This is a genomic window from Candidatus Thermoplasmatota archaeon, assembly GCA_018814355.1.
GTDB lineage: Archaea > Thermoplasmatota > Thermoplasmata > UBA10834 > UBA10834 > COMBO-56-21.
This window is the reverse complement of record JAHIZT010000033.1, coordinates 16,670-40,366: the sequence shown is the minus strand read 5'-3', so window position 1 is coordinate 40,366 and position 23,697 is coordinate 16,670. Positions and strand designations below refer to the sequence as shown.

18 protein-coding genes and 1 pseudogene are annotated in these 23,697 nt (G+C 56.5%); 10 read left to right on the top strand and 9 right to left on the bottom strand.

The features are described from left to right. Window positions 1-270 precede the first annotated feature (270 nt). Window positions 271-1,524, top strand: coding sequence for a Glu/Leu/Phe/Val dehydrogenase (locus KJ653_01715; GenBank protein MBU0684553.1), 1,254 nt, complete (start codon window positions 271-273; stop codon window positions 1,522-1,524). 245 nt (window positions 1,525-1,769) lie between these two features. Continuing rightward, window positions 1,770-2,111, top strand: coding sequence for a hypothetical protein (locus tag KJ653_01710; GenBank protein ID MBU0684552.1), 342 nt, complete (start codon window positions 1,770-1,772; stop codon window positions 2,109-2,111). 39 nt (window positions 2,112-2,150) lie between these two features. On the opposite strand, the gene hisS is transcribed toward KJ653_01710, so the two are convergent. Continuing rightward, on the bottom strand, window positions 2,151-3,407 hold the full coding sequence (gene hisS / locus KJ653_01705; GenBank protein MBU0684551.1) for a histidine--tRNA ligase: 1,257 nt from the start codon (window positions 3,405-3,407) through the stop codon (window positions 2,151-2,153). Between the two features lie 91 nt (window positions 3,408-3,498). Between hisS and KJ653_01700 the strand changes: the two genes are divergently transcribed. Continuing rightward, window positions 3,499-4,824, top strand: coding sequence for an anion transporter (locus KJ653_01700; protein MBU0684550.1), 1,326 nt, complete (start codon window positions 3,499-3,501; stop codon window positions 4,822-4,824). A gap of 133 nt (window positions 4,825-4,957) precedes the next feature. Continuing rightward, the gene (locus KJ653_01695) at window positions 4,958-5,173 is read left to right on the top strand and encodes a hypothetical protein (protein ID MBU0684549.1); all 216 of its coding nucleotides are present in this window, start codon (window positions 4,958-4,960) and stop codon (window positions 5,171-5,173) included. 51 nt (window positions 5,174-5,224) lie between these two features. Here the strand turns inward: KJ653_01695 and KJ653_01690 are convergent, their stop codons facing one another. Together KJ653_01690 and arcC are read right to left on the bottom strand one after the other, a co-directional pair. After that, window positions 5,225-6,325: a GTP-binding protein gene (locus KJ653_01690; GenBank protein MBU0684548.1), complete on the bottom strand. Its 1,101-nt coding sequence runs from the start codon at window positions 6,323-6,325 to the stop codon at window positions 5,225-5,227. 4 nt (window positions 6,326-6,329) lie between these two features. Then, on the bottom strand, window positions 6,330-7,295 hold the full coding sequence (gene arcC / locus KJ653_01685) for a carbamate kinase (GenBank protein MBU0684547.1): 966 nt from the start codon (window positions 7,293-7,295) through the stop codon (window positions 6,330-6,332). A 115-nt stretch (window positions 7,296-7,410) separates the two neighbouring features. Between arcC and KJ653_01680 the strand changes: the two genes are divergently transcribed. The 3 genes from KJ653_01680 to KJ653_01670 all read left to right on the top strand — a co-directional run bounded on the left by KJ653_01680 (window position 7,411) and on the right by KJ653_01670 (window position 11,622). Then, window positions 7,411-8,400, top strand: coding sequence for a zinc ribbon domain-containing protein (locus KJ653_01680; GenBank protein ID MBU0684546.1), 990 nt, complete (start codon window positions 7,411-7,413; stop codon window positions 8,398-8,400). Between the two features lie 143 nt (window positions 8,401-8,543). Then, window positions 8,544-10,532, top strand: coding sequence for a DNA topoisomerase VI subunit B (locus KJ653_01675; GenBank protein ID MBU0684545.1), 1,989 nt, complete (start codon window positions 8,544-8,546; stop codon window positions 10,530-10,532). After that, window positions 10,522-11,622: a DNA topoisomerase IV subunit A gene (locus KJ653_01670; protein ID MBU0684544.1), complete on the top strand. Its 1,101-nt coding sequence runs from the start codon at window positions 10,522-10,524 to the stop codon at window positions 11,620-11,622. The genes KJ653_01675 and KJ653_01670 overlap by 11 nt, the downstream gene beginning before the upstream one ends. Window positions 11,623-11,624: 2 nt before the next feature. On the opposite strand, the gene KJ653_01665 is transcribed toward KJ653_01670, so the two are convergent. Continuing rightward, window positions 11,625-12,584 carry a GNAT family N-acetyltransferase gene (locus KJ653_01665; GenBank protein ID MBU0684543.1) on the bottom strand — a complete coding sequence of 320 codons (960 nt, stop codon included), beginning with the start codon at window positions 12,582-12,584 and terminating at the stop codon, window positions 11,625-11,627. 185 nt (window positions 12,585-12,769) lie between these two features. Further along, window positions 12,770-13,900: pseudogene (locus tag KJ653_01660) on the bottom strand (transposase). Between the two features lie 169 nt (window positions 13,901-14,069). Between KJ653_01660 and KJ653_01655 the strand changes: the two are divergent. Together KJ653_01655 and KJ653_01650 are read left to right on the top strand one after the other, a co-directional pair. Then, window positions 14,070-14,951: a DUF89 family protein gene (locus KJ653_01655; protein ID MBU0684542.1), complete on the top strand. Its 882-nt coding sequence runs from the start codon at window positions 14,070-14,072 to the stop codon at window positions 14,949-14,951. After that, window positions 14,948-16,006: a dipeptide epimerase gene (locus tag KJ653_01650; protein MBU0684541.1), complete on the top strand. Its 1,059-nt coding sequence runs from the start codon at window positions 14,948-14,950 to the stop codon at window positions 16,004-16,006. Before KJ653_01655 ends, KJ653_01650 begins: the two co-directional genes overlap by 4 nt. Here the strand turns inward: KJ653_01650 and KJ653_01645 are convergent. Continuing rightward, window positions 16,003-16,755: a nucleoside phosphorylase gene (locus KJ653_01645; GenBank protein MBU0684540.1), complete on the bottom strand. Its 753-nt coding sequence runs from the start codon at window positions 16,753-16,755 to the stop codon at window positions 16,003-16,005. The genes KJ653_01650 and KJ653_01645 overlap by 4 nt on opposite strands. A gap of 131 nt (window positions 16,756-16,886) precedes the next feature. Here KJ653_01645 and KJ653_01640 point away from each other — a divergent pair, with 131 nt between their 5' ends. Further along, window positions 16,887-17,750 (top strand): hypothetical protein, encoded by an 864-nt coding sequence (locus KJ653_01640; protein MBU0684539.1) that lies wholly within the window; start codon window positions 16,887-16,889, stop codon window positions 17,748-17,750. Here KJ653_01640 and KJ653_01635 read toward each other — a convergent pair. The 3 genes from KJ653_01635 to KJ653_01625 all read right to left on the bottom strand — a co-directional run bounded on the left by KJ653_01635 (window position 17,722) and on the right by KJ653_01625 (window position 23,687). Beyond that, window positions 17,722-18,453 carry an ABC transporter ATP-binding protein gene (locus tag KJ653_01635; protein ID MBU0684538.1) on the bottom strand — a complete coding sequence of 244 codons (732 nt, stop codon included), beginning with the start codon at window positions 18,451-18,453 and terminating at the stop codon, window positions 17,722-17,724. The genes KJ653_01640 and KJ653_01635 overlap by 29 nt on opposite strands. Window position 18,454: 1 nt before the next feature. Then, on the bottom strand, window positions 18,455-21,376 hold the full coding sequence (locus KJ653_01630; protein ID MBU0684537.1) for an ABC transporter permease: 2,922 nt from the start codon (window positions 21,374-21,376) through the stop codon (window positions 18,455-18,457). A gap of 64 nt (window positions 21,377-21,440) precedes the next feature. After that, window positions 21,441-23,687 carry a hypothetical protein gene (locus tag KJ653_01625; protein ID MBU0684536.1) on the bottom strand — a complete coding sequence of 749 codons (2,247 nt, stop codon included), beginning with the start codon at window positions 23,685-23,687 and terminating at the stop codon, window positions 21,441-21,443. Between the last annotated feature and the right edge of the window lie 10 nt (window positions 23,688-23,697).

Below are 23,697 nucleotides of genomic sequence, written 5' to 3'. Positions count from 1 at the left end.
TCTTGAAAGGCGGATGCTTTTCGGAAAGACGTGTCGAAAGGGGATTTTTCAAGAAGACAGCCGTTCGAACTTCCGTCATGAATTGGCCATCAATTACGACAGATGGGCCACGCATTCGAAGAACCTTTAAAAACATCCGGTTGAAAATGCAGTTCTTCCGGGAGGAAACGGGGTTGAGAGGGAACCTTTAAATTCAGTCTTGGCATGCGCTACCACAATCATCTCGCGCAGAGTATTTGCGCGGTGGTGGATTAGGCCAATGGTGTTAGAATGGCAGGCAAAGCGAATCCGTTTGAAGAAATGAAGAAGATGGTCGACAAGGCGGGGAAGACTCTGGGTCTCGACCAGGGCATGATCGAAGTCCTGAAGAGTCCGAAGAGGGAGCTCTCAGTGAATTTTCCTGTCAAGATGGACAACGGAGCGGTCAAGGTCTTCACTGGATACAGAGTCCAGCACAACGAAGCCCGCGGTCCGTACAAGGGAGGCATCAGATACCACCCACAGGTGGACATTGATGAGGTAAGAGCCCTTTCGTCCTGGATGACATGGAAGACCGCCACAGTCGACATACCCTACGGTGGTGCGAAGGGAGGCGTCATCTGCGACCCGAAGAAGATGTCCGTGAACGAAATCGAGAGGTTGACGCGGAGGTACGCGTCTGAAATCTCGATCATCATCGGCCCGGAGAAGGACATTCCTGCTCCAGACGTGAACACAGGCGGCAGAGAGATGGCCTGGATCATGGACACCTTCAGCATGCAGAAGGGCTACTCTGTCCCAGGCGTCATCACCGGCAAGCCAAGAGAGCTCGGCGGTTCACTCGGCAGGCCTGAGGCGACAGCGAGGGGTCTCGTGTTCTGCGTGAGAGAAGCGGCGAAGAAGATCGGCATGAACCTGAAGGGCGCAAGCGTAGCCATCCAGGGATACGGCAATGTCGGCGCGTTCGCCCACAAGCTCATCGAGCGCGACTTCGGTGCGAAAGTCATCGCCGTGACCGATTCGAAGGGCGGCATCATCAATGAGATGGGCCTGAAGTACGAGGAAGTCTGGGCGCACAAGGTCAAGACCAGCAGCGTCATCGGATTCCCCGGTTCGAAGCCGATCAGCAACGAGGAGATCCTCGAGCTCAAGGTCGATGTGCTCCTGCCCTGCGCTCTCGAGAACGTCATCACGAAGGACAACGCTGCGAAGATCAAAGCCAAGATATCCGGTGAGGGCGCGAACGGCCCGACCACCTTCGAGGCAGACGACGTCATGTGGAAGAACGGCGTACTCGTCCTGCCCGACATCCTTGCGAACGCAGGCGGTGTCACGGTGAGCTACTTCGAATGGGTCCAGAACAACTACAACTTCTACTGGACCGAGGAAGAGGTCAATCAACGCCTCGACAAGAAGATCACCGCGGCGTTCCACGAGGTGTGGGACATGCACGAGAAGCACAAGTGCAACATGAGAGACGCAGCCTACCTCGTCGCAGTGAAGAGAGTCGCGGACGCAACGAAGCTGAGAGGCTTCTTCCCGTAGACGAACTCAAACTCCAACCCATCCGGGGCGATGCTCCGGATGGACAACTCACCATTTTTCACAGGTTCCCGAACTAGAGCAATCCGGATTCGCCCGTGCCTATGGTGAGTGACGATTCTTTTGGCCGGAGCGACGCGAAGATTTCAAATAGGAGCCGTAGGGCATGGTACGTGACGAGGAGGAAGTGGCGTGGTTCATCCACGGCTCACGTGACCTCCTCGTGCGCCGGCAAAAGGAGGAAAAGCATGCTGCAAATATGGTATGGGAATGTGAAGGAGGGCAGGGATACGGAGCTGAAGAATTGGTACAAGAAGAACAAGCCACTTCTTGAGAAGCATGTCCCTGAGGGCTGGAAGTTCGTAGGGTTGTATGGCGCGGCCATGGGCCTAGGGGATCATGACCTGGCTATGATCTACGAGTATGAGAAGTTCGCTGACCTTGACAAGATGAGGGAGTTCAAGGACCCGGTAGATGAGCGACTGACTGCGGAGCTGATGCACTTCATCTTGCCTGGAAGCAACAAGTCGGTTGTGCTCCGAGAGGCGGACGACTGGGTGACCACGGAGCCAAGAAAACCCGAGATCTGAATCATCTGCCACTTTAGCGAACTACCGAACCGAGAAACTTCAGAGCGACTTCGCGATCTCAGAACCGACCTCGTCAGCAAGAACCACTTTCTGCTCCCCGGACTTCATGTCCCTGAGCATCACTGACCGCTTCGCCATCTCTTCCTTGCCCACGATGACCGCATATCTCGAGCCTACCGCCGCGGCGTACTTCAGGTTCTTACTCATGGTCCTGCGCATGAGATCGACATCCGCCTTCAGGCCCTGCGATCTCAGCCTCGAGACGATCCCGAACGCGTACTTTCTCATGTCGTCCTTGGTTGGAATCACGAACGCATCTAGCGGGAGCGCGAGCTCGATAGGTCTCTCAGCTTCCAGGGCGAGCAGGACCCTGTCGATCCCGATCGCAAAGCCCGTGCTGAACACCGGCTCGCCACCGAACAGCTCGGACAGCGTATATGATCCGCCACCGAGAATCTGCTTCTCAGCGCCCAGCCTGGGCGCATCTATCTCGAACACCATGCCCGTGTAGTAGTCGAGGCCGCGGACGATTCCCAGGTCCACCTGGCAGTCCTCGATCCCGTACAGCTTCAGCACCGAGAATATCTCCTTCAAGTACTCCGTCGCCTCGGACGGTTCGAGGTTGTTCAGCAGCTCCACCTCGCCCTCGACCTCCGCGAGAGATGTGATCTTATCGAACAGCTGCCTGGGCAGCGCCTTTGCATCGAACATGTCGCCCATGGCGTCGAAGTCCTCCTTGTCTATCATCCTCAGGACATCGGACGCGACCTTCGGGTCCTTGATCTCGCTGTGGACCATCGACTTCAGGATGCCGATGTGACCTATGCGGACGATGAACTCCTCCAAGCCCGTGGCCCTGATGCAGTTGATTGCGAGCGCGATCACCTCGGCATCCGTCTCAGGGCTCTTGGTGCCTATGAGCTCTGCACCGAGCTGGAAGAACTCCCTGAACCTGCCGCTCTGGGGGTTCTCGTACCTGAAACAGTTGCCGACATAGTAGAGCTTCAACGGTTTGGGGAGTGTGGACAGCTCGTTGACATAGAACCGAATGACTGACGCGGTGATCTCCGGCCTGAGGGCCATCTCCCTGTCGCCCTTGTCCTTGAAGACGTACATCTCGTCTATGATGCCCTGGCCAGACCTGAGCGTGAACAGTTCCGAGTGCTCGAATGTGGGAGTAACGACCTCGCCGAATCCGAACCGAGCGCACGACTCGCGCATGGACATTTCCGCCTTCCTGCGCTTGGCCATCTCTGTCGGGCCGAAGTCCCTAGTCCCTCTTGGCCTCTGAATCATCGTTCGCTTGAACGGCCACCCATTTCTTAATCCTTTTGGATGGGGACGAATGCTCACATTCATATCCGGCGTTACGTTTTCCTAACCTCAGATGGGAGCCCTTTGGATTGCGCTCGCGATCTTCTTGGTCACATATGCGCTTATCTCGATCCGCCGGTTCCCAAAGGTCAAGGTGGACAGGCCGGCCGCGGCGCTGATCGGCGCTGCCCTGATGATCGTTTTCGGCGTGGTCAAACCCGATGTGGCCATCGGCGCCATCAACATGGACATACTGATACTGCTCGTCGGGATGATGATCCTCGTAGCTGGGCTTGAGCTCTGCGGCTTCTTCGAGTGGGTCTCGCTCAGGATGATCAAGTACTCGAAGGACCAGTTCACGTTCCTGGTGCTCACGATGGTGGTCACGGGCGCGTTGTCGGCGCTCGTGCTCAACGATACTGTCGTGCTGCTCTTCACGCCCATCATAATCAGGACCTGCAGACTGCTGAAGTCAAACCCCGTGCCGTTCCTCGTGGCGGAGGCCATCGCAGCAAACATCGGGAGCGTGGCGACGGCCGTTGGCAATCCCCAGAACGCGTACATCGCGACGAAGACGGGCATGTCCTTCATAGACTTCTCAGCGAGACTGTTTCCAGTCTCCGTCGTCTGCATGCTCGTGGCGATCGCCATCCTCTACCTTGTCTACAGGAAGGACATTGAACAGGGGAGCGCGCAGGCTTTCAGGAGGAAGATCCTCAAGGATGGATGGAAGGCCTTCGAGGAGGAGCTGGTGAAGGGCGACGAGTCCACGACCTCTGGCATCAGGAAGATGAAGGAGAGGAGGCTCGGGCTCTACAGCCTGCTGGTAATAACCGCCCTGACCTTCGTGGCTTTCGTCCTGAACCAGTTCCTTGGAACCCCGATCGCCGTGATCGCGTTCGTGGCTGGCGTTGTCTCACTCTTCGTCGTGCCGCTCGTGACAGACGTCAAGGCAAGAGAGATGCTCGCGGGAGTCGACTGGTCGATCATCCTCTTCTTCGTAGGCCTGTTCGTCGTGCTCCAAGGGGTCAAGGACTCCCAGCTGCTGAACGAGATAAAGAACTTCTTCCCTGGCTTCAGGGATTCTGGAGTGCCGACCATGGAATGGCTTACAGCATTGTCCGCCCTTTTGTCCAACCTCGTGAGCAACGTGCCTGCGGTGCTCCTGCTGGGCGAGCTGATACCCATCACGGACCATCAGCTTTGGATAGCCCTCGCATCCAGCTCCACCCTCGCAGGGAACGCGACCATACTCGGAGCTGCAGCGAACGTGATAGTCGCGGAGAAGGCCGAGGCGAAAGGCGTCGAGATCAATTTCTGGAAGTTCACCCTGGTCGGTTTCCCAATCGCGATGGCGACATTGTTCATATCTACCCTGATGCTCTTGCTGTTGTTCTGAGCACGTTTTTGCTGATGTCTGACAGCTGTCCAGCATACAAAATAGCCATACTGGCGAAAGGGCTTTATATGTCCGACGAGTATTCAGTCAGTGTCGGAAGTGAATCCGGCAACACGGAGGGATGCACATGCCAATGAAGCCAATATCTCTCGACAGGGCAAAGGAGATCGCAGCTGAGAAGAGCCTCAAACCCGGCAAGGTAAGAGGGACAACCGAGGTCGAATTCACTCGGGGCGGAAGCCCGAGGGTCGATATAATCGACTGGCCCGAGTTCGAGCAGATCGTCGCCTCAAAGAATCTGGAGATTCATGAAGGCGGCGGATTCATGAAGCTGATGAAGAAGGTCTGAGCGAACTCAGTTCTCTTCTTCACCGCTCAAAACCCTTTAATCTTTAGTTTTTCAGCGCTTCACGATTATGGTGACAATGTCCTGATCGACCACCCTGTGGTCTAGGCCGACTATCTGGCCAGGGAACCTCGCGCTCTTTCCCCAGATCTGCGCGTACCTGAAGTTCTTCCTGAACTCCCTGTGTATCGAGTCGCAGATCATGCCTATGTCCGAGCCGTCCTTGATCACGAGGGGCTCGACCATGTCAGCATCCTTCCCCTGCGGCTTCATGTAGATGCGTATGAACTTGAGGGCGTTGTAGATATCTTCTCTGAGCTTCTCCAGTCCGATGTCCTTCTCCGCTGCAATCGGGACGATCTTCCACTCCTTGAGCCGCTTCTGAATCAGCTTCAGATACGTCTCGTTCACGAGGTCGGTCTTGTTGATGACCGCTATCGCCGGTACGTAGAGCCTGTTGCCGGAGATAGAGTCGATGAGCTGGTCCTCATCGATGTCGTCCCTGATCACGACATCCGCGTTGGTGTGTCCGTACTCGTTCATCATGTCCTTGACGAGGTCCTCGTCCATGACCGATTGCTTGGTGGTGAAGTTGACAATGATGCCGCCCCTGTTCTTCTTCGCAACCACAATGTCCGGCGGCCGCTGGTTGAGCCTGAGATTCGCAGTCTTCAGCTCCTCTACCAGCACTTGAATGTTCGTCTCGAAGACGTCGATCATGAGGAGGATCATGTCCGCAGAACGAACGACCGACAGCACCTCTCGGCCTCGGCCCTTGCCCTTGGAGGCGTCTTTGATCAGCCCTGGCAGATCGAGGATTTGGATCTTCGCGCCCCGGTACTCCATCACACCGGGTACGACCGTGAGAGTCGTGAACTTGTATTCCGCCACTGCGCTCTGCGCGTTCGTGATCTTGTTGAGAAGAGTCGACTTGCCGACGCTCGGAAAACCGACCAGAGCCACAGTTGCATGGCCGGACTTGCGGACGGCATAGCCGGCGGTCTTAGGCCCCTTTGAACGTCTGAGCTCGACGGCGTCCCTAAGCCTCGCGAGCTGTGCCTTGAGCCTGCCGATGTGGTGCTGGGTGTTCTTGTTGTAATGGGTCTTTGCCAGCTCTTCATCTATCTCTTTGATCCGCTCCTCTGCAGAAGGCATGGGCTCAAGCCTTAATGTCGTCCCTGTAGATATGCGTTCCAGCGCCCTCTCCCAGGGCGGCAACGAGCTTCTCGGTGGAGCAGATCACGACCTCATCCCCTCCACCTTCCAGGAACCTGATGGCTGCGAGTATCTTCGGCCCCATGGTGCCCGGCGGGAACTGCCCCTCCTCGTATAGTCTCTTGATCTCCTTGAGGTTGGATTTCATGAAGGGCCTCTGAGTCACCTTCCCGAAATCGAGGAAGACATGCTCGACATCGGTAGCGATGACGAACAACCTTTCCTTGATATCTCTCGCAAGCATCGCCGCTGCGAGATCCTTGTCCACGACGGCCTCGACGCCGACATACCGGTGCCCTCTGCGGACGACTGGAATCCCGCCTCCGCCGCAGGCGATGACCACCTCTGCCTGATGCTCTCCGCCGAACACGAGCCTCTGGACTGGCTTGCTCTCGACGATACCGAGTGGAGCAGGCGAGGGGACGACGCGCCTCCAACCACCCCTCTTCTTGTCCAGGACCATGACCCAACCCTTCTCCTTGTGGAGTTCCTTTGCCTCATGAGCGCTGTAATACTTGCCTATCGGCTTGGTCGGGTTCTTGAACGCTGGGTCATCCTCAGAGACGATGACCTGCGTGATAAGCGACACGGCCACCTTGTTCATCCCTCTCTCTACGAACTCCGATGAGAGCGCCTGTTGGAGCATGTACCCTATCTGCCCCTGGCTCTCGGCGTCGCACACGTCCATGCCCATCGGTGGCAGCTCGTTCTTGGCGATCTCGTTCCTGAGAAGTATGTCCCCGACCTGCGGCCCGTTCCCGTGCGTTATTACGATGTCGTAGCCCTTCTCTATCAGGTCCGCCATGCCCTTGGCCGTGACCGCCACGTTGCGCATCTGGTTCTCCTGTGTGGGTTTCTCCCCGGAGCGCAGTATGGCGTTCCCTCCGATGGCTATGACCGCGGTCTTCAACGCTGGGACCTCCTAGAGGAATGCCTTCGATTGCGAAACCACATATTTAACTGCTATTACGACACCAGCCCGCGAGAACCAATCTATTTATGCGAAGAGCAAGTTGCCTCACGAGATGGATACCCCGGCCAAGAGACTGGAAATGTATCTGAAGAGTTCGTTCCAGGAGTTCAGGAAGACGCCCCTGCCGATTCCTGTCGGAATCGCGCTTTCGGCTGGCGTGTATGCGCTAGTGTTGCTCTACGCAGGGACGTTCTGCCTGAGCGGTCTCATCACCCCGCTGTTCATGCTGGGCATCATGTGGCAGCTTGGAGTCAAGGGGGTCAAGAAGCTACTGATAGTCGGCCTCGTGGCGTGCATCGCATTTGCAGGCGTGTGGGTCGTGTATTTCACTGATTTCTACCAGCACGTTGAGCCCCAGATCGCAACGAGCGAAAATGCCACTCTCGCAGACGGCATGGTCACCCCTCTGTTCGGTGACTCGTCCACGATGTTCAACTACACTCTCACTGTCCACCTACCAAGCGCGAACACGACTGTGGAGGAGGTAAGTATCGACACTGCCAGCGTGGCGTTCCCGAGCGCCAAGGCGACCAATTACACGATGTTGAAGGATGGTGCTAGGAGCAATGCCACGGTTTGGCACTACTACTACAACACGACTGTGACCAGGCCGATCAACCAATTCATTTTCTGGGCGAAGGTGAACGGCACATGGCTCATCGCAGATGAGAGGTTGGCGGACGGGACAGAGCTCGCAATCAACGGACCGATATACACGAGCACACCCGCTGTCATGGCACCGTTGGTCCCGATATCGTTCGTTCAGTCGTTCATAGGAGTATACCCAATGTACGCGCTCATGCTGCTCATGATCTGGTGGACCAGGCGAGCGCGGAAGATGAGAGTGGATGCCTACGAGAAGGCCGTTGAGGAGCGCGCGAAGGAGAAGGAGGGCATCCCCCAGGGGAGGGCCAAGGTCCCCAGCCTCGCCGAGGCGATGGGGAAGGAGACCTCGGGAGAGGGGTTCGTCTGCTCTGAATGCGGAGCGGACGTGCCTGCAGAAGCCAAGCGCTGCCCGAAGTGCGGCGAGAGATTTGATTGATTAGAATTGCCTAGGCCCAATCATGCCGTGAGCCAGCATGTCACAACTGCCACAACACGTATTTATCTAGGTAAGTCATTTCGACCAACTGGGATGCACCCGATAAAGCAGAGCTTCTATCGTCTTAGTGGAGGCGCACTCGATTGTCTTCCATAGCTCATGAACTCGCGAAGAAACAGAAGGAGATCTCCGTCTCCGAGTTCTTCGAGAAGAACAAGCAGATCCTCGGGTTCGATTCGCTCACGAGGGCGCTCATCACGTCCGTCAAGGAACCAGTTGACAACAGCCTCGATGCGTGTGAGGACGCCGGCGTGCTGCCTGAGATACTTGTGCGCATCGAGAAAATAGACAACACCGAGTACAGGGTGACGGTCGAGGACAACGGTCCTGGCATCGTGAAGAAACAAGTTCCCAATGTGTTCGCACGACTGCTGTACGGCTCAAGGTTCCACACGAGGGCCCAGAGAAGAGGGCAGCAGGGAATCGGAGTCTCCGCTGTCGTGATGTACAGCCAGCTCACAACGGGCAAGGCGACGAAGGTCCGATCAAAGATATCCGATGAGGATGTCGCATATGAGTGCGATCTCATCCTGGACACGAAGAAGAACAGGCCTGACGTCATCAAGGAGGACTTCGTCATCTGGGACAGGTCGCACGGCACCAGCTTCCAGGTGCATGTTAAGGGGAAGTACATCGGCGGGAGGCAGTCCATCTTCGAATACCTCAAAGGTGTTGCGATCGTCAACCCGCATGCAAAGATCACATTCATTCCGCCAGAAGGGAACACGATCGTGTTCGAGAGGGCCTCAGAACTCGTGCCCAAGCCCACCAAAGAAGTCAAGCCGCATCCAGAGGGCGTCGAGCTGGGGGAGCTACTCAGCATGGCCAAGTACACCGAATCCCTCAAGATGACCAGCTTCCTCAACACCGAGTTCTCGAGGATATCCTACAGGGTCGCGAGGGAGATCTGCGAATTGGCAGGAGTCCCTCCGGACCTGAGACCCGGCCGCTTGACCCTAGAGGGGGCTGGGGCCATCCTGGAGGCAATCAAGAAGGTCAAGATCATGTCCCCGGAGACGGACTGCCTGTCCCCCATCGGCGAGACGCTCATAAGGAAAGGACTCAAGAACGTCTTGGGAGGTCTGAAGGCAGACTTCTACGCGCCCCCGGTCACGAGAGAGCCCAAGGTCTTCGGAGGAAACCCGTTCATTGTCGAGGTGGGCATCGTTTACGGCGGCGGACTCAACCGGGAGGATTCCGTCCAGATACTGAGATTCGCCAACCGCGTCCCGCTCATGTACCAGCAGGGAGCATGTGCGATCACACAAGCAGTCGAGGCAGTGGACTGGAGGAGGTACGGGCTGGAACAGCGCGGCGGGCAAGGGATCCCATATGGCCCCGCTATAGTCCTCGTCCACGTCGCATCGACCAAGATACCGTTCACTTCCGAATCGAAAGAGGCCGTCGCGAACATCCCGGAGATCAAGGAAGAGATCGAGCTGGCCCTCAAGGCCTGCGCCCGAAGGCTCAAGACACACCTGAACAAAGCCGCGAAGAAGGGCAAGACCAAGGTGAAGTTCGAGATCGTCCAGGAGATCATACCGATGATAGCGCAGAAGAGCGCGAAGATCGTCGGGAAGCCGATGCCCGATCTAGCGGGCACTATCACGAAGATAATGAATGTCGTCTGGATAGAGGATGGGGTCAAGTTCGAGAAGGGGAGGCACCACATATCGGTCAAGATCTACAACTACACGCCCAAGTCCCAGAGCTTCCATCTACACATACTCGCGCCGTACGACAAGATCGATCAGAAGACGCTCAAGGAGAAGCCGATCGAGATCCGAGAGAACAACAAGCTGACCTGGGACATCAAGAGGATCGCATCCACCGGAATCTACGAACTGACCTTTGACCTGCACGGGTTGCCGCAGGAGCAGTACGACGAGAACGAGCTGTATGTGAGCGGCATTGATGCGGCATCTGTCATAGGAGCGGAGGTCCTGCCAGGCGATTGGGACCTTGAACACCTGAAGATCACCGAGGAGGGAGGATTGGAGGAGCCGGAGGAGGGGGAAGAGGGCGAGGTGGACTACGATGAGGGCGCCGAGGTGATCAACAATGAAGAATGAAGAGCGCCATCAAAGGGCAGTCGACAAGCTCACAGAGCTCGCAGGGAGCGTCTACGACCAGATCGACGGAGGGAAGATACCGAAGATGGTCATCCCTCTCAGGACCAAGACCAACATCAGGTTCGACCCGAAATCCGCAGTCTGGAAGTACGGCAAGGCGATGGGCGCGAGGTCCGCCAAGAAACTCACGGGCGCCCAGATGCTCCTGCGGACGATGTACATGCTCGAGTTCATCGAGGACATGATAAAGCAGGAGAAGAGCTCGACGCTCAGAGAGATGTACTACATATCGGAGGGCTGGGACAAGGCCAAATTCTCCGCCCAGGATGAGTCGAACATGCTGGCCGAGGACCTGGAGATCATCACGTCCTGCATGAGAGAGGACTTCAAGCTCAGGCCCGAGGAGGACGGCGCGAGGGTCATCGGAAACATCACCCTGCAGGAGCTGGACAGGAAGGGCAAGAAGAAGAAGATCAACTGCAGGGACGATGTCGGCGATTCTGGATATGGCATACCGTACAATGTCGAGAAGGACAAGATAGAGTTCATAGACTGCGACGCTGACTTCATCATCGCCATCGAGACCGGCGGTATGTTCGACAGGCTCGTCGAGAACAAGTTCGACGAGGACGCGAACGCTGTCCTTGTGCACCTGAAGGGCCAGCCAGCCAGGAGCACGAGGAGGTTCATCAAGAGACTTAACGAGGAGATGAAGCTGCCCGTCTGCACATTCGTGGACGGCGATCCTTGGAGCTTCAGGATACACGCGTCGCTGGCATACGGTGCGATCAAGACCGCCCACCTATCCGAGTATCTTGCCACTCCGACGGCCGAGTTCATCGGGATCACGGCCTCAGACATACTCAACTACGAACTGCCAACGGACAAGCTGAACGACAAGGACATCCAAGCACTCAACGCCGAGAAGACGGACCCTAGGTTCAAAGACCAGTTCTGGAAGCACGAGATCGACCTGATGCTCGAGATAGGGGAGAAGGCTGAGCAGCAGGCCCTGGCGAAGTACGGTCTTGACTATGTGACGGACACCTACCTTCCTGAGAAGCTGTCGGAGATTGGCATAATCAAGTGACCTCACCCTGACCAGGTGCACAGGTTGAAGCTATTATCGCTCATGCCCGAGCTGCCCATCCACATGAAGCGCTCGAACGATTGGACGATCGAATAGCCCCGGGAGAACACAGAATCGAGGGCACGCCTGCACGAAGCCGGGACGGCAATCGATATCTCCTTCGTTCCTGCATCCGCAGCCATCAGCTCCGCGGATGCGATGAGGGTTTCGAACACATCGAGCTTGGCTCCTGGATCGACTGCTAGCATGCGAACGGACGTTGCGCTTATGTTCATCCTCTTGGGGACGGTGTGCACGACGGCGAACCCAGCGACTTTCTCTTTCAGAGTCGCAACCAGGGTGTCACCCAGGGAGTATTTCATCGTCAGGTCGACCTCCTTGGAGTAGTCCAGACCCATCCTGAGCGCATTCGAGATGTTCTTGAATCGCGCCTTGAGATCCTCCTGGGCTTGGGACTCAGAGTAACGCTCTATGGACACCCTCTCGAAGGTTTCGTCCTGCAGCTCGTGAGGTTCGATCTTCTTGCCCAGCACGAACACCATTCCCTCCGGTCGGAGGCCGACCTTCAGGTACATGCCCAGGTTCGTGGAGCTCTCGGGCATTGTCTCGAGGCCGATGTCCACGCATCGCTCGTCCTCGAGATATCTGAGGGACGACCTGAGCAGTTCCTTGCCAAGCCCCCGCGCCTGGCAAGATGGTAAGACGGACAAGGGTCCGACCCAGCCGGTCGTACCCCAGACATGGGAGAAGCAGGAGCCGATCACACCGGCGAACTCGTCGGATGCGACGAAAGCCCCTTCAGGGTCCGAATGGAGGAAGGAAAGGATGCTCTCATCGGTCCTAGCGGAGAGCTTACACTTGATGCCGTACGACTTCTCCATGAGGTCGTTCCAGCATAGGAGGTCGATTCCCTTCGCGTCGACCAGGTCTTCGACCCTCATCTTCCTGATGACCACGCCCATTCAGTTCCACCACTGAGCTGCGCGCTCTGGAAGACGAATAAGGGTTGGTAGCATATCAATCTAGGAGTCGTCATTGTACATCCGTTCCACGAAACTTACCCACCTATCCCATGCAGGATAGCGGCGTTCATTTCCTGCTTCAACGGCCCGGCTCGCAGCACCCTTGCGGGCACCGTGGAGGCCAGGTCTCCACAGGCGTTTAAGGTCTCCGTGGAACTCACGGCGACCAGATTGAGCGCTGCGTTCAGGTCTCTATCGAGGACCAGCCCGCAGCTCTCGCACTTGTAAGTCCTCTCAGACAAGGGCATCTCTTTCTTGATGTGGCCACACAAGGAGCATCGCTTTGTTGACGGGTAGAACCTTGGTGCCACAGTCAAACGGCTCCCGTACCAGCGACACTTGTACTCGAGCTGCCGGCGGAACTCTCCAAAGCCAACATCCGAGATGGCGCGCGCCAGGTAGCGGCTCCCTGCCATGCCCTGCACGTTGAGGCCTTCGATGATGATCTCGCCGTGGTTCTTGGCGAGATGAGTCGTCGCCTTGTGCAGGGCGTCCCTGCGGATGTTCCCGATGCGCCAGTATGCCTTCGCCAGTCTGTCTGCTGATTTCTTTCGATTGTTGCTTCCTTTGTTCCTCCTGTGAAGTTCCTTCGCGAGCCCGCGGAGCTTCCGCAGGCGGGACTGCAGAGGCTTGGGGTTCTCGAAAACGCATCCGTCGGAGAGCGTGGCCAAGCGGGACACGCCGAGGTCCACACCCACCGCAGAACCCGCTGGCGGCTGGGGGTCTGGAACCTCCTGCTCGACCGTGAATGAGACGAACCACCGGTCGGCATCGCGTGTGACAGTCGCCCGTAGGATTCGTCCGTCAAGGACTGTGGGCTCCTTGATCCGAACGCGTCCCATGCGGGGAAGGACAACGTGGGTGCCTTCTGCACGTATGGCGCCTGTTGTGAAGGCAAAGGCATCACGCGCCCTGCCCTTCTTCTTGAACTTCGGAAGCCGAGCCTTCCGGCCAGCTTTCTTTGCCATCCGGCAGAGCCCGTAGGCGTTGTCGAGGTTGCGGAGGGCTTCCTGAGGGATGCACTTCGAAACTTCGTACATCCACGGGAAGTCCGTCTTCTTGAGAACATTGAGCCGGCGGTGCTGCTCGATGGCATTGGTGAACCGCTCGTCACCTTTCCTTTCACGAAAGAGCCGCTGGCGCTCGTCTAGCGCCCAGTTCCACGCGAACCGTGCAACGCCCGCGCACTTGGCGAAGTGAGTCCGCTGGACATCGTTGGGCTTCAACTCGAATCGATGCGCACGACTGATTCTCATGAGTCGTTCCTCCAGAGCGGAACCACCATTATGTAGTCCTGCAGTCTACTCCTGTCTCCGAACACCATCTACTAGACTCACGTCTGTTCATGGCCCCACATGGTATTGAAACCGTCAACTGCATGTAACCCTACAGATTATATCCAGGTACTAGGATTCCTGCGCTGCCATGCGGATGACACCCGAGTGCATACCGTGCCTTATCAGAAGAGTCCTGTTCGAGGCCGAAGAGGTCGACGGTTCGGATGCTGTCGAGGCCGTCAGGAACGCATCTGAGATGCTTGGTGAGCTGTTCGCAGAGAGAGTCTGCTCCGCGACGGTCGCTACGCAGGTCCATAAGGAGACATACAGGATATTGGGCACAAGGGACCCGTATCATGCCCTCAAGAGAAGGAGCAACAAGGTCGGTCTGGAACTGTATCCTGCCGCCGAGAGATTCGTCAAGGCTTCTAAGAATCCTCTCAGAGACGCGTTCCTTTGCTCTATCGTGGGGAACGTGCTCGATTTCGGGATAGGGACTGGATATGATGATCCGTCCAAGTTGAAGAAGGAATTCAGGAACCTGCTATCGGAGGGTCTCGGACATGATGACACTCCGAAAATCCGATCCATCCTGAAGAAAGCCGAGCGCATCATCTATCTCGGGGACAACTGCGGAGAGATCGTTCTTGACAGGCTCGCGCTCAAGGAGCTGAAGAAGTTCGATATCGACTTGACCCTCGTCGTCAAGGGGGAACCGATTCTCACCGATGCAACGAAAAAGGACATTTCGGGGCTTGGGATGGAGAAACTAGTCGATCGGATTGTAGAGGCTCCTGGCTTTGCTGTCGGATTGAATCTCGATTCGCTCAGCGGTCCGTTCGGAAAAATGTTGCGCAACGCCGATCTCATCATCGCTAAAGGGATGGCGAACTTCGAATCGCTTTCTGAGACGGACCTGAGCCCGATAGCGTACATGCTCAGGACGAAGTGCTCTCCTGTCGCGAACGCAATGGGGCTAAGAAAGGACATCAACGCGGTCAAGCTGTTCCAAGGAGGTCAGAGGAGATGATTGACTCAATCGAGTTCAGGAGCTTCACCAACAGAAGGACGAGCACTTTCAAGATCGCTACCGGCTCATCCGACGTCGAGGAGAACGTCATTGTCAAGGTCGTCTCTGGCGACGACTATGGGGTAGGGAGCGCGAACCCGACAAATGTCACCCATGAGACGCTTCAGTCGATCGAGTCGTTCCTCTCGAAGGTCCAGAAGAAGAGCGTTGGGACGGACGAGAATGATCTCGACAAGATCCACCAACGTCTGGACTCGATAGCTCCTGGCAACACTGCAGCGAAGGCAGCAGTCGACATCGCATTGTTCGACCTGCTGAGCAAACGAGAGAAGAAACCACTTTACGAGTTCCTCGGAGGCTCGAGGGACCGGATGATCACGGACATGACGATTGGCATAGAATCCAAGGAGACGACCGTGCAAGAGGCGCTGAAGCACACAGAATCCGGCTTCAAGGCGCTCAAGATCAAGGTTGGCCTGGAGCTCTATGAAGACATCAAGAGAGTTGCCGCAGTGAGGGACGCAATTGGCCCGTCGATCGAGATCCGTGTGGACGCAAACCAAGGATACACAGTCGAGCAGGCGATCATGTTCTGTGAGGCTATGGGATCGCTCGAGGTCGTCGTGGTAGAACAACCCGTCAAGGCGGAGGACCTGGACGGCTTGAAGAGGGTCACGGAAGCGAGCGATGTGCGGATCATGGCCGATGAGTGCGTGAAGTCAGTCATGGACGCTCGGAAAGTGGCTAGGGCGTGCGCAGCAGATATGATCAATATCAAACTGATGAAGAGCGCTGGAATAAACGACGCCGTAATGATTAACCGGATGGCGAACGCAGCGAACATGTCCACAATGGTCGGATGCATGGGGGAGATCCAGGTATCCATCGTTGCGGGATTGCACTTCGCCTTGAGCTCTGAAAACGTGAAGTATGCGGACCTGGACTCTCATTTCAACATCATCGATGATCCTTCATCCGGGATCGAGTTCGAGGATGGTTGTCTTATCGCGCCCAAAGGCTATGGGCTTGGAGTCAAGACTCCTCTCGACGATTAGGACCGCGACATCAACTCGACAACGGATCTGCACACGGCCTCGCTGGCCCTTCTCACTTTCGGCCCGTGGAACTCAGGGACCCATTTCTCCCCGAAGGCCTCGTCAGAGATTACCAGCACAGGCGCGAACTCGATCTTCCTGCACATCGCAACGGCCATTAGGGCCGTTGACTCCATGTCGACGGCGACCACTCCTTGCTTCGAATACTTCTTGATCTTGCCCTTCGTCTCACGGTATGGCGCATCCACTGTCCAGACTCCACCCTCTTTGAACCGCCCCCGCCCAAGGTGGCCTCCGATCGCAGTCACCAGCGATTCCGAAGCCTTGACCTTCACATTGCCAGGGACGTAGTGATATGATGTGCCTTCCTCCCGCACGCCCCAGGTCGGCACCACCACATCGCCGATCTTGCACTCGGAGGATATTGAACCAGCAACACCCACAAGGAGCACGCGCTTGATGCCAGATGCTACGAGAGTCTCCATGAGCATCGCGGCCGCCGGAGCTCCGACAGACGATTCGTAGACGACCATTTTGCGCCCCAGCCTTCCATCTATCGCACCATTCATTGGCGGGGCCTTGCCCTTGTCTCGGAACCCAGCGGTCCTCACAATCCGCGGGTAAAAGTGTCTTGTTAAGGCGATAACGGCATTCTCCGCCCTGAGATCCGCAGCTTGGAAGTCTGTGGGAATTAGCTCCTGCTCCTTCGTGAACCAGACGGGGCCCTGCCCGTCTCCCCTAGAGCTCACCGCTCACTACCCCCTGCTGCAGATTCCCCGAGTTGGAGATAAGCCTTCCTGTATGCTACTGTGGATCGCACTACGTCCTCAGAACAATAAACTTATAGGGCAGGCCCATTATCCCGTGCCAGCGGTCAATAATGCCTAAGAAGATCAGCGAGATCCAGAGCGCCGAACTGAAGTTCAGAGCACTGCTGAACAAGCGCGATGAGATAAACGAGCAGGCTGCTGTTTTGAGATCCGAGAGGGACAGCCTGCACGAGCAGAAGCAGGTGCTCCAGGGGCAGATGAACGCTGCGAGGGACAAGAGGGACGCGTTCGTCGCTGAGATGCGCATCCACAAGAAGAAGAGGGACGAACTGCAGGCGAAGGCCAAGGAGCTGATCGAGTTCAAGAAGAAGACGAAGGGTCCGCCCATGGGCAGCCTCAAGGACGAGATACGCGCGAGGGAGTTCGACACAAAGATGATGGAGCTACGGCAGCAGACCGTTCCGCTGTCCATCACGAAAGAGAGAGAGCTGCTGGACGAATTGAAGAAGAAGATGGCCGAGATCGAGCGCATGAAGAAAGTCCTCGCGGAGCAGAACACGATAGCGAAGGAGATCCACGACATGGACCGGAGCATAGACGTGCTCTTCAAACAGGCGGACAAGGAGCACGATGAAGTCGTGAGACTCTCAGACGAGCAGCACAAAGCGCACGAGGAGGCGTCGAGCCTCTACAAGGAAGTCGCCTCGCTCGCAGCGACCGCGAACAAGAAACATACGGATTTCATCAAGCTCAGGGAGGAGGCTGATGCTGCCCACCAGAAAGCCTCCGAGATGCGCGACAAGATCATGGAGTTCAGAAAAGAGAAGCGGATGGAATGGATAGAAGAGAAGAACGCCCTCCGCGATGTGAACACCGCAGTAAGGAGAGCGCTCGACGACCAGTCGAAGAAGGACAAAGCCGCCGATGAAGCGCTCCAGATGCTGCTCAAGAAGGGGAAAGTGAAGATCCAGTAGAAAGACTGGCCAAGAACTCCTGCCCCGTCACCGAGCCTGTTATCTTGCCATCCACAATCGTCATCACAGTATCAGCTATCTGACCTATCCTCTGATCATGTGTGACTATCACGATCGTCTTCTTGTATTCGTCCCTGAGCCTCTTCAAGAGCAAGAGTATCTGATGGCCCGTCACAGTGTCCAGTTCGCCCGTTGGTTCGTCTGCGAGGATGATCGGAGGGTCGTTCGCGAGGGCCGTTGCGAGACCTATCCGCTGCTGCTCCCCGCCTGACAGCTCGTCCGGCTTGTGATCCGCCCGCGGCTCCATGTCGACGATCTTCAGAAGTTCTCCGGAACGCTTAGCCATCAAGTCTGAGCTCTTGCCCGCCAGCCTCATGGGTAGTTCGATGTTCTCCCTCGCCGTCAGGGTCGGGACCAGGTTAAAGAACTGGAAGACTATGCCGACCCTCTCACGCCTGTGCCTCACCAGCTCCGCATCCGACATGTTGACCAGGTTTGTCCCGTCAACCATGATAGACCCTGCAGTCGGCCGGTCAAGTCCGCCGACGATGTTGAGGAGTGTGGTCTTGCCGCAGCCTGATGGCCCCATTATCGCGAGGACCTCGCTGCCTTTTATCGTGCAGTCCAGACCCCTTAGGGCGATCACTTCCGATTTGCCTGTCTTGTAGACCTTTATCAGATCCTTCACGATGATGTCTCCCATGTCAACCACCTCTTATCCTGAGCACCTCAGCGAGCTTGAGCTTCCCAGCGCGGGAAGTCGCCATCAGCGATGCGATTAGAAGAGAAGCAACTGCAATTCCGATTACCGCCCAGCTTACGAACGTGAACACCATCGTCCTCTCCACGACGCCGGACGAACCTCCATCCATGAGCGTGTTGAACAGGTAGGCTGTGACCAGTCCGACAGCGGTTCCGACGATGAGTCCGAGCGACATAAGTGAAACGGATTCTCCCATTAGTATCTTCCTCATCTGAGACCCTGAGGATCCCCTGGCCATGATGCATGCCAGCTCTTGTTCCCGATCGGACACGGCGACGAATATGATCAGTCCGACGCCTACGCTCATTATGACCATTGACAAAGCGTACTCCATGTATAGGAAATCCGAGAGCGCGCCGAAGGAGAGGTCACTGTTCAAGCGCTCGAGCTCGTCGACCATCACCGTTGACCCGTACCAGACGCCGCCACTGGAGACCAGACTCCGCTCGACATCGTCCGCAACATCATGGGGGTCCGCGCCGTGCTCGGTGTTGACCAGGAAACCTATCTCATGCCCCGCCCTAGTGATGTTCAATTCGGGGATGAAACCGATGGATCGCTGGTCCATTATCATGTTCAGGGAAAGACCTGGCAGTCCCTTGAAGAACCCGATGATGGTGATGATGAAGGAGCGGAGAGTGTAGTTACCTGTGCCGTCCGTGTCGTCCGGCAATGAGATGCTCACTCTCATCACATCCCCAACCAAGATGTCCTGCTGGTCCGCGTATTCTTTGGACAAGAGCGCCGTGCCGTTCGTATTCAGCTTCTCCAGCACCTCGTTGCCCGAGCCTGGGAAGTAGAAATCAGACGGATGGACGACCTCAGTGTAGTTGGCCGTGTCCATGAACACGGCCTGAATAGACTGACCGTAGTAGCCCGACGTGTCCATCGTGAGAAACATGGTCTGGTACATCACGTACTCATCGACTCCCGGCAAGGACCCGATGGAGGACAGATTGCTCAGGCTCATGTTCTTTGAATCAACCGGATCCCACCAGAACCCGGTCACTTTGACGTCTGCGCCGACTGTGTACTTCACCAGGTCCCTCTGATAGGACAGAGTGGATTCCATGGTGACGGATATGAATAGGCCGAAGGTGAGCGCGAGGGAGATGATGACCGCAAGGTTGGATGCACGCTTGGGGTTTCTGACGATGTTCCTGTCCACTAGATAGTGCAGCTCCTTGGTCCACGGTTTCACAAGGAGCGTCAGTTTCGCGTACAGTCGGTGCGAGCTCCTGGTCGTCAAACGGACAATGCTGAGGGAAAGGAAGAACGGCATGATCGGAAATAACAGAACGCCAAGAAACAGTAGCACTATCAAGATCAGCTGGACTATCCATGAACCACCCTCCAGCGTCCAGTTCAATCCAACGGAAACGCAGATGATGCTCCATATTGACAATGTAAGCATCACAATGTCCTTGGTAGGCTTGTACTCCAAATGCGTCAGAACGGCAGAGTAGTGATGAAGCGCTTCAGCGACCTCTATCTTCGATATCTTCTTGAACGGTCTGTACGAGGACACCAGCATCAAGAAGATCCCGAATAGGATTGCCAGGAAGACAGTGGACGAACCAATCCTGAGATCGCCGATCGCGGATTCCGAGCCCGCACCGGACGTCAGGCCGACAGCTGAGTCTAGCAGGAACCTGCTGATGCCTATGCCCAGCAACAGCCCCATGATCCCAGCTAGCGTCCCCAACAGCGCGGACTCCAGAATGAGAGAGCCAAAGACCTGCCTGTTGCTGGCCCCTCGGGATTTCAGAATGCCGACCTCTCGCCTTCTTGCCGTCACACCAAGGTCTACGCCGACCAGCGAAAGGTATGTGCCGAGCGCGACCACAGGCAGGGATAGCCCGATGAACAGCAGCTTCATCCCCTCCAGCTGCGGAGCCATTTGCTCTAGCGCTGGGGCAAGTTCACTGCTCCCAGTCGTGAACCCGTACACCCGTCCCTGAGCGTCCAGCCTGTGCTGGATGAATTCCAGCCGATCCAGAGTCCCGGGTATATCCGCGATCGAGATGACATTGCCTCGGTCCACCCAGATGTAGAAATCCAGCTGAGGCGGCCAATAACCTCCAAAAGCTCGCTGTGCCGGGACCACCAAATCAGAGTCGTTCATGTTTAGGACTATCGGGTTGTAGTCTCCCCTGATGACGACGTCATCCTTGTCCTGTTTGTAGATGTAGTTGTAGCCACCACCGTACCTCCCGCCGTACTCGTCGCCGCCTCCTGGCTGATACCATATCTTGGAGACCGGGAATGTCACGTTGAGATAGGTATTGTTGTAAACGTATGTGTTGTTCACGCTGTCCCAGAAGTAATCGCTCTTGGACATCGAGACAGTTATGTTTCCCCCGATCCCGATCTTGAGGTCATCAGAAACGGACTTGGGGATAGCAACCGTTCCGGGAGATGGCAGAGAGTCATTGATGGAGTACAGAGATAGTATCCTCGAGCCCTCGGACGTCAAGAACAGGATGGTGCCGGACGAGTAAGGACCATAGTAGTCGGCCGTCCCGTTGGAAACCACCCAGCCGGTGGACCTAGCGACAGGCACGGCCTGCTCGACATCTTCCACGGACTCGATCGCTTCAATCCGAGACGTCAGATATGATGGGGTCAGGGCGAATTCTTGATCAGTAGAAGTCGCGACGAAGTCGATCTTCACTTCGTCGATTGCAGCTCTGAGCAGTCCATATCCCGAGGAGTCGACCGCGATCCACGAACCGGCCATCAGGGAGAGAGCTAGCACAATGCCTATGATGGCGAAGAGGGACCTGCGCCTGTTCCTAATAACAGATTCGAAGGAATAGCGAACAAATGAAAGCACTCTCATCTGGCCCCTTCCCCCAGCCACGGATGGGAGAGTCGCTATAGATACCTTTTGAGAGGGAGACTGATGCCAGCGACGAGTACTGGCGTCACTTCCTGCGCTTGAAGATGAGTACGGACGCGGTTGGCTCGATGGTGACGACCTCACGCCTCCTATGCTCCTTCTTCGCAGGGGGCGCTTTCGCCTTCTTTCTCCTGGGCCACCCCCTGCGCTTCTTCTTGTCCTTGGGCGCCTTTCCAGAAGGAGGTTCGGCGACTGAACCGGCAACCGCACCCTCGACCTCTCCCCTGAAAACTGCGCCGCATTTCGGGCAGGTGCTCGCTGAGAACGGCACTTCCTCGCGGCATATGGGGCAATCGAAACTGGCGGTCTCGAACGGCAGGTCGCAGCTGGGGCATTTGATCTCATCGCCTGTCAATACTTGGCCGCATCCCGGGCATTTAATCGGGGCTTTGACAGGTTTGGCATGGGCAGATTTCTTCTCATGCTCGTGCGGCGACGCAGACTTCTTCGCCACAGGCTCCGGTGGCTTCTCCGGGGCTTTGCCTTTCGACACGTACACCTGCTGCCTACCCACGGTTTTGAAATGAACGTGATCCGTCTCCATCAGGAGAGCGAGCGGCAGGACCAAGTCGTGCCTCTTTAGGCTCGTCGCCTCCTCTATCCTATCCAGATTAGCTCCGGGCTCTTCGGTCACCCTCAGGATAGTCTGGATGGCCGTGTTGACATCGACGTGCTCTGAGGACGGGAGGACGGCAAGCTGAGTCCTCTGCTCCACGATGTTCTTCAAGAACTCCTTGGAACGGCTGACGAAGTGTGCAGGGTCCTCGTCCAGCATCTTCCTGAGGTACGATGTGTCCATCCCGAGCTGCTCCCAGCCGTTTATCTGGTCCAGGCACATGCTCCTGAAGAACTCCCGCTTGATGCCGTCACGGGCCGCGTCACTATTGGGCCTGACATCGAGCGCCTCGCGGTAATTGTAGAGGGCGTCGTTGCTGTGCCCCAGCTTCGAGAACAGCCTTGCCATGTTGATATGTGCATCGAAGCTATCGGGCATGTAACCCGCAGCCTTGTCGAAGCAGATGAGCGCGTCCTCGAACATGCCGATGGATTGGTAGACCGTGCCCTTGTTGTTCCATGCATAGCCGTTCGCCGGCTCCACCTTCAACGCCTGGTCGAACGCTTTCAGGGCTGCCTCCTGCTTGCCCTCGAAGGCATACATGTTGCCCATGTGGCACCATGAAGTGCTGTCCTTTGGGTCGATCGTGAGCGCGGTGTCGTAATGGACCCTGGCCTTCTCATACGCCTTCATGCGGTACAACGCGTCGGCCTTGAGGCTCCACGGGAGGGCGAACCTGTCCTCTATGCCGACTCTGGAACATTGTCTGATCGCATCGTTGGTCTGCTTCAGAGCCTCCCTGTAATCACCAGATTCGATGAGCGTGTTCGCGGTTTTCAGCTTCTTCCATAGAAAGAAGTACACGCGCTCGCGCCAGGCGTACATCACCAGAGGAAGAAACGAGAATGTCACGCCGATTAGCGCGAGCGCGCGATCGTAAGGTGAGTAATTGCCAGACTCCACGATGCCTATCTGCTCGTGGAAGGCGATCAGGAATATGGCCATGGCGCCTAGGAGCCATGCCCCGACGAAACCGTCCCTTGTCTGGAACGACTGGACGGATATGAGGGCCAGGGACATCCCCGCGGTCAGGAGTATGAGGTTGAGGAGGGTGAATGGGTACTCGCCCGATGGACTCTTCGCCACTCCGAAAGCCTCATGGACCGGCACGAGGATCATGATGATGAGGCCAGTCGCGTAAGTCGTTAGCCTGAGCGTGTCCTTGGTATCGAAGCCCCTTCCGCCGATCAACATCACCAGGAACCCGTATATCAGGGCGATGCTGAGCGGGACCGCCCAGCCCTCGAGGGACTTGTTCCAGTAGATGAGCGCGAGACCGCTCAGGGAGAACATCACCAACCCGAGGGATACAAGAACGACTCTCGGTATGGGGAGAGTGTACGCGTCAACCGCATTCCGCTTGGAGGATATGAGCATGACCATTCCGAGGAACACGAACACACCAGTAACGGTGAACACGTAGCTGTTGTAGACATCCCAGCTCCCATACCATATCCTCTGGCTAGCGAAGAACTCGATCGACACCACCACGAGCACAGAGGCGTACAATAGAAGGATGAAAAACCTCTGCCCGCCCACTTTCGGCACGAAGGGGCTGTCTGCCTCCGAAGGTTCTGAGAACGTCCTGAGCATGGTGGCGATAGAGTATCCGTTCCCACGCGAGGAGTCTGATTTCGAATTGTCTTCACCAGGCATGCAGCTTCCC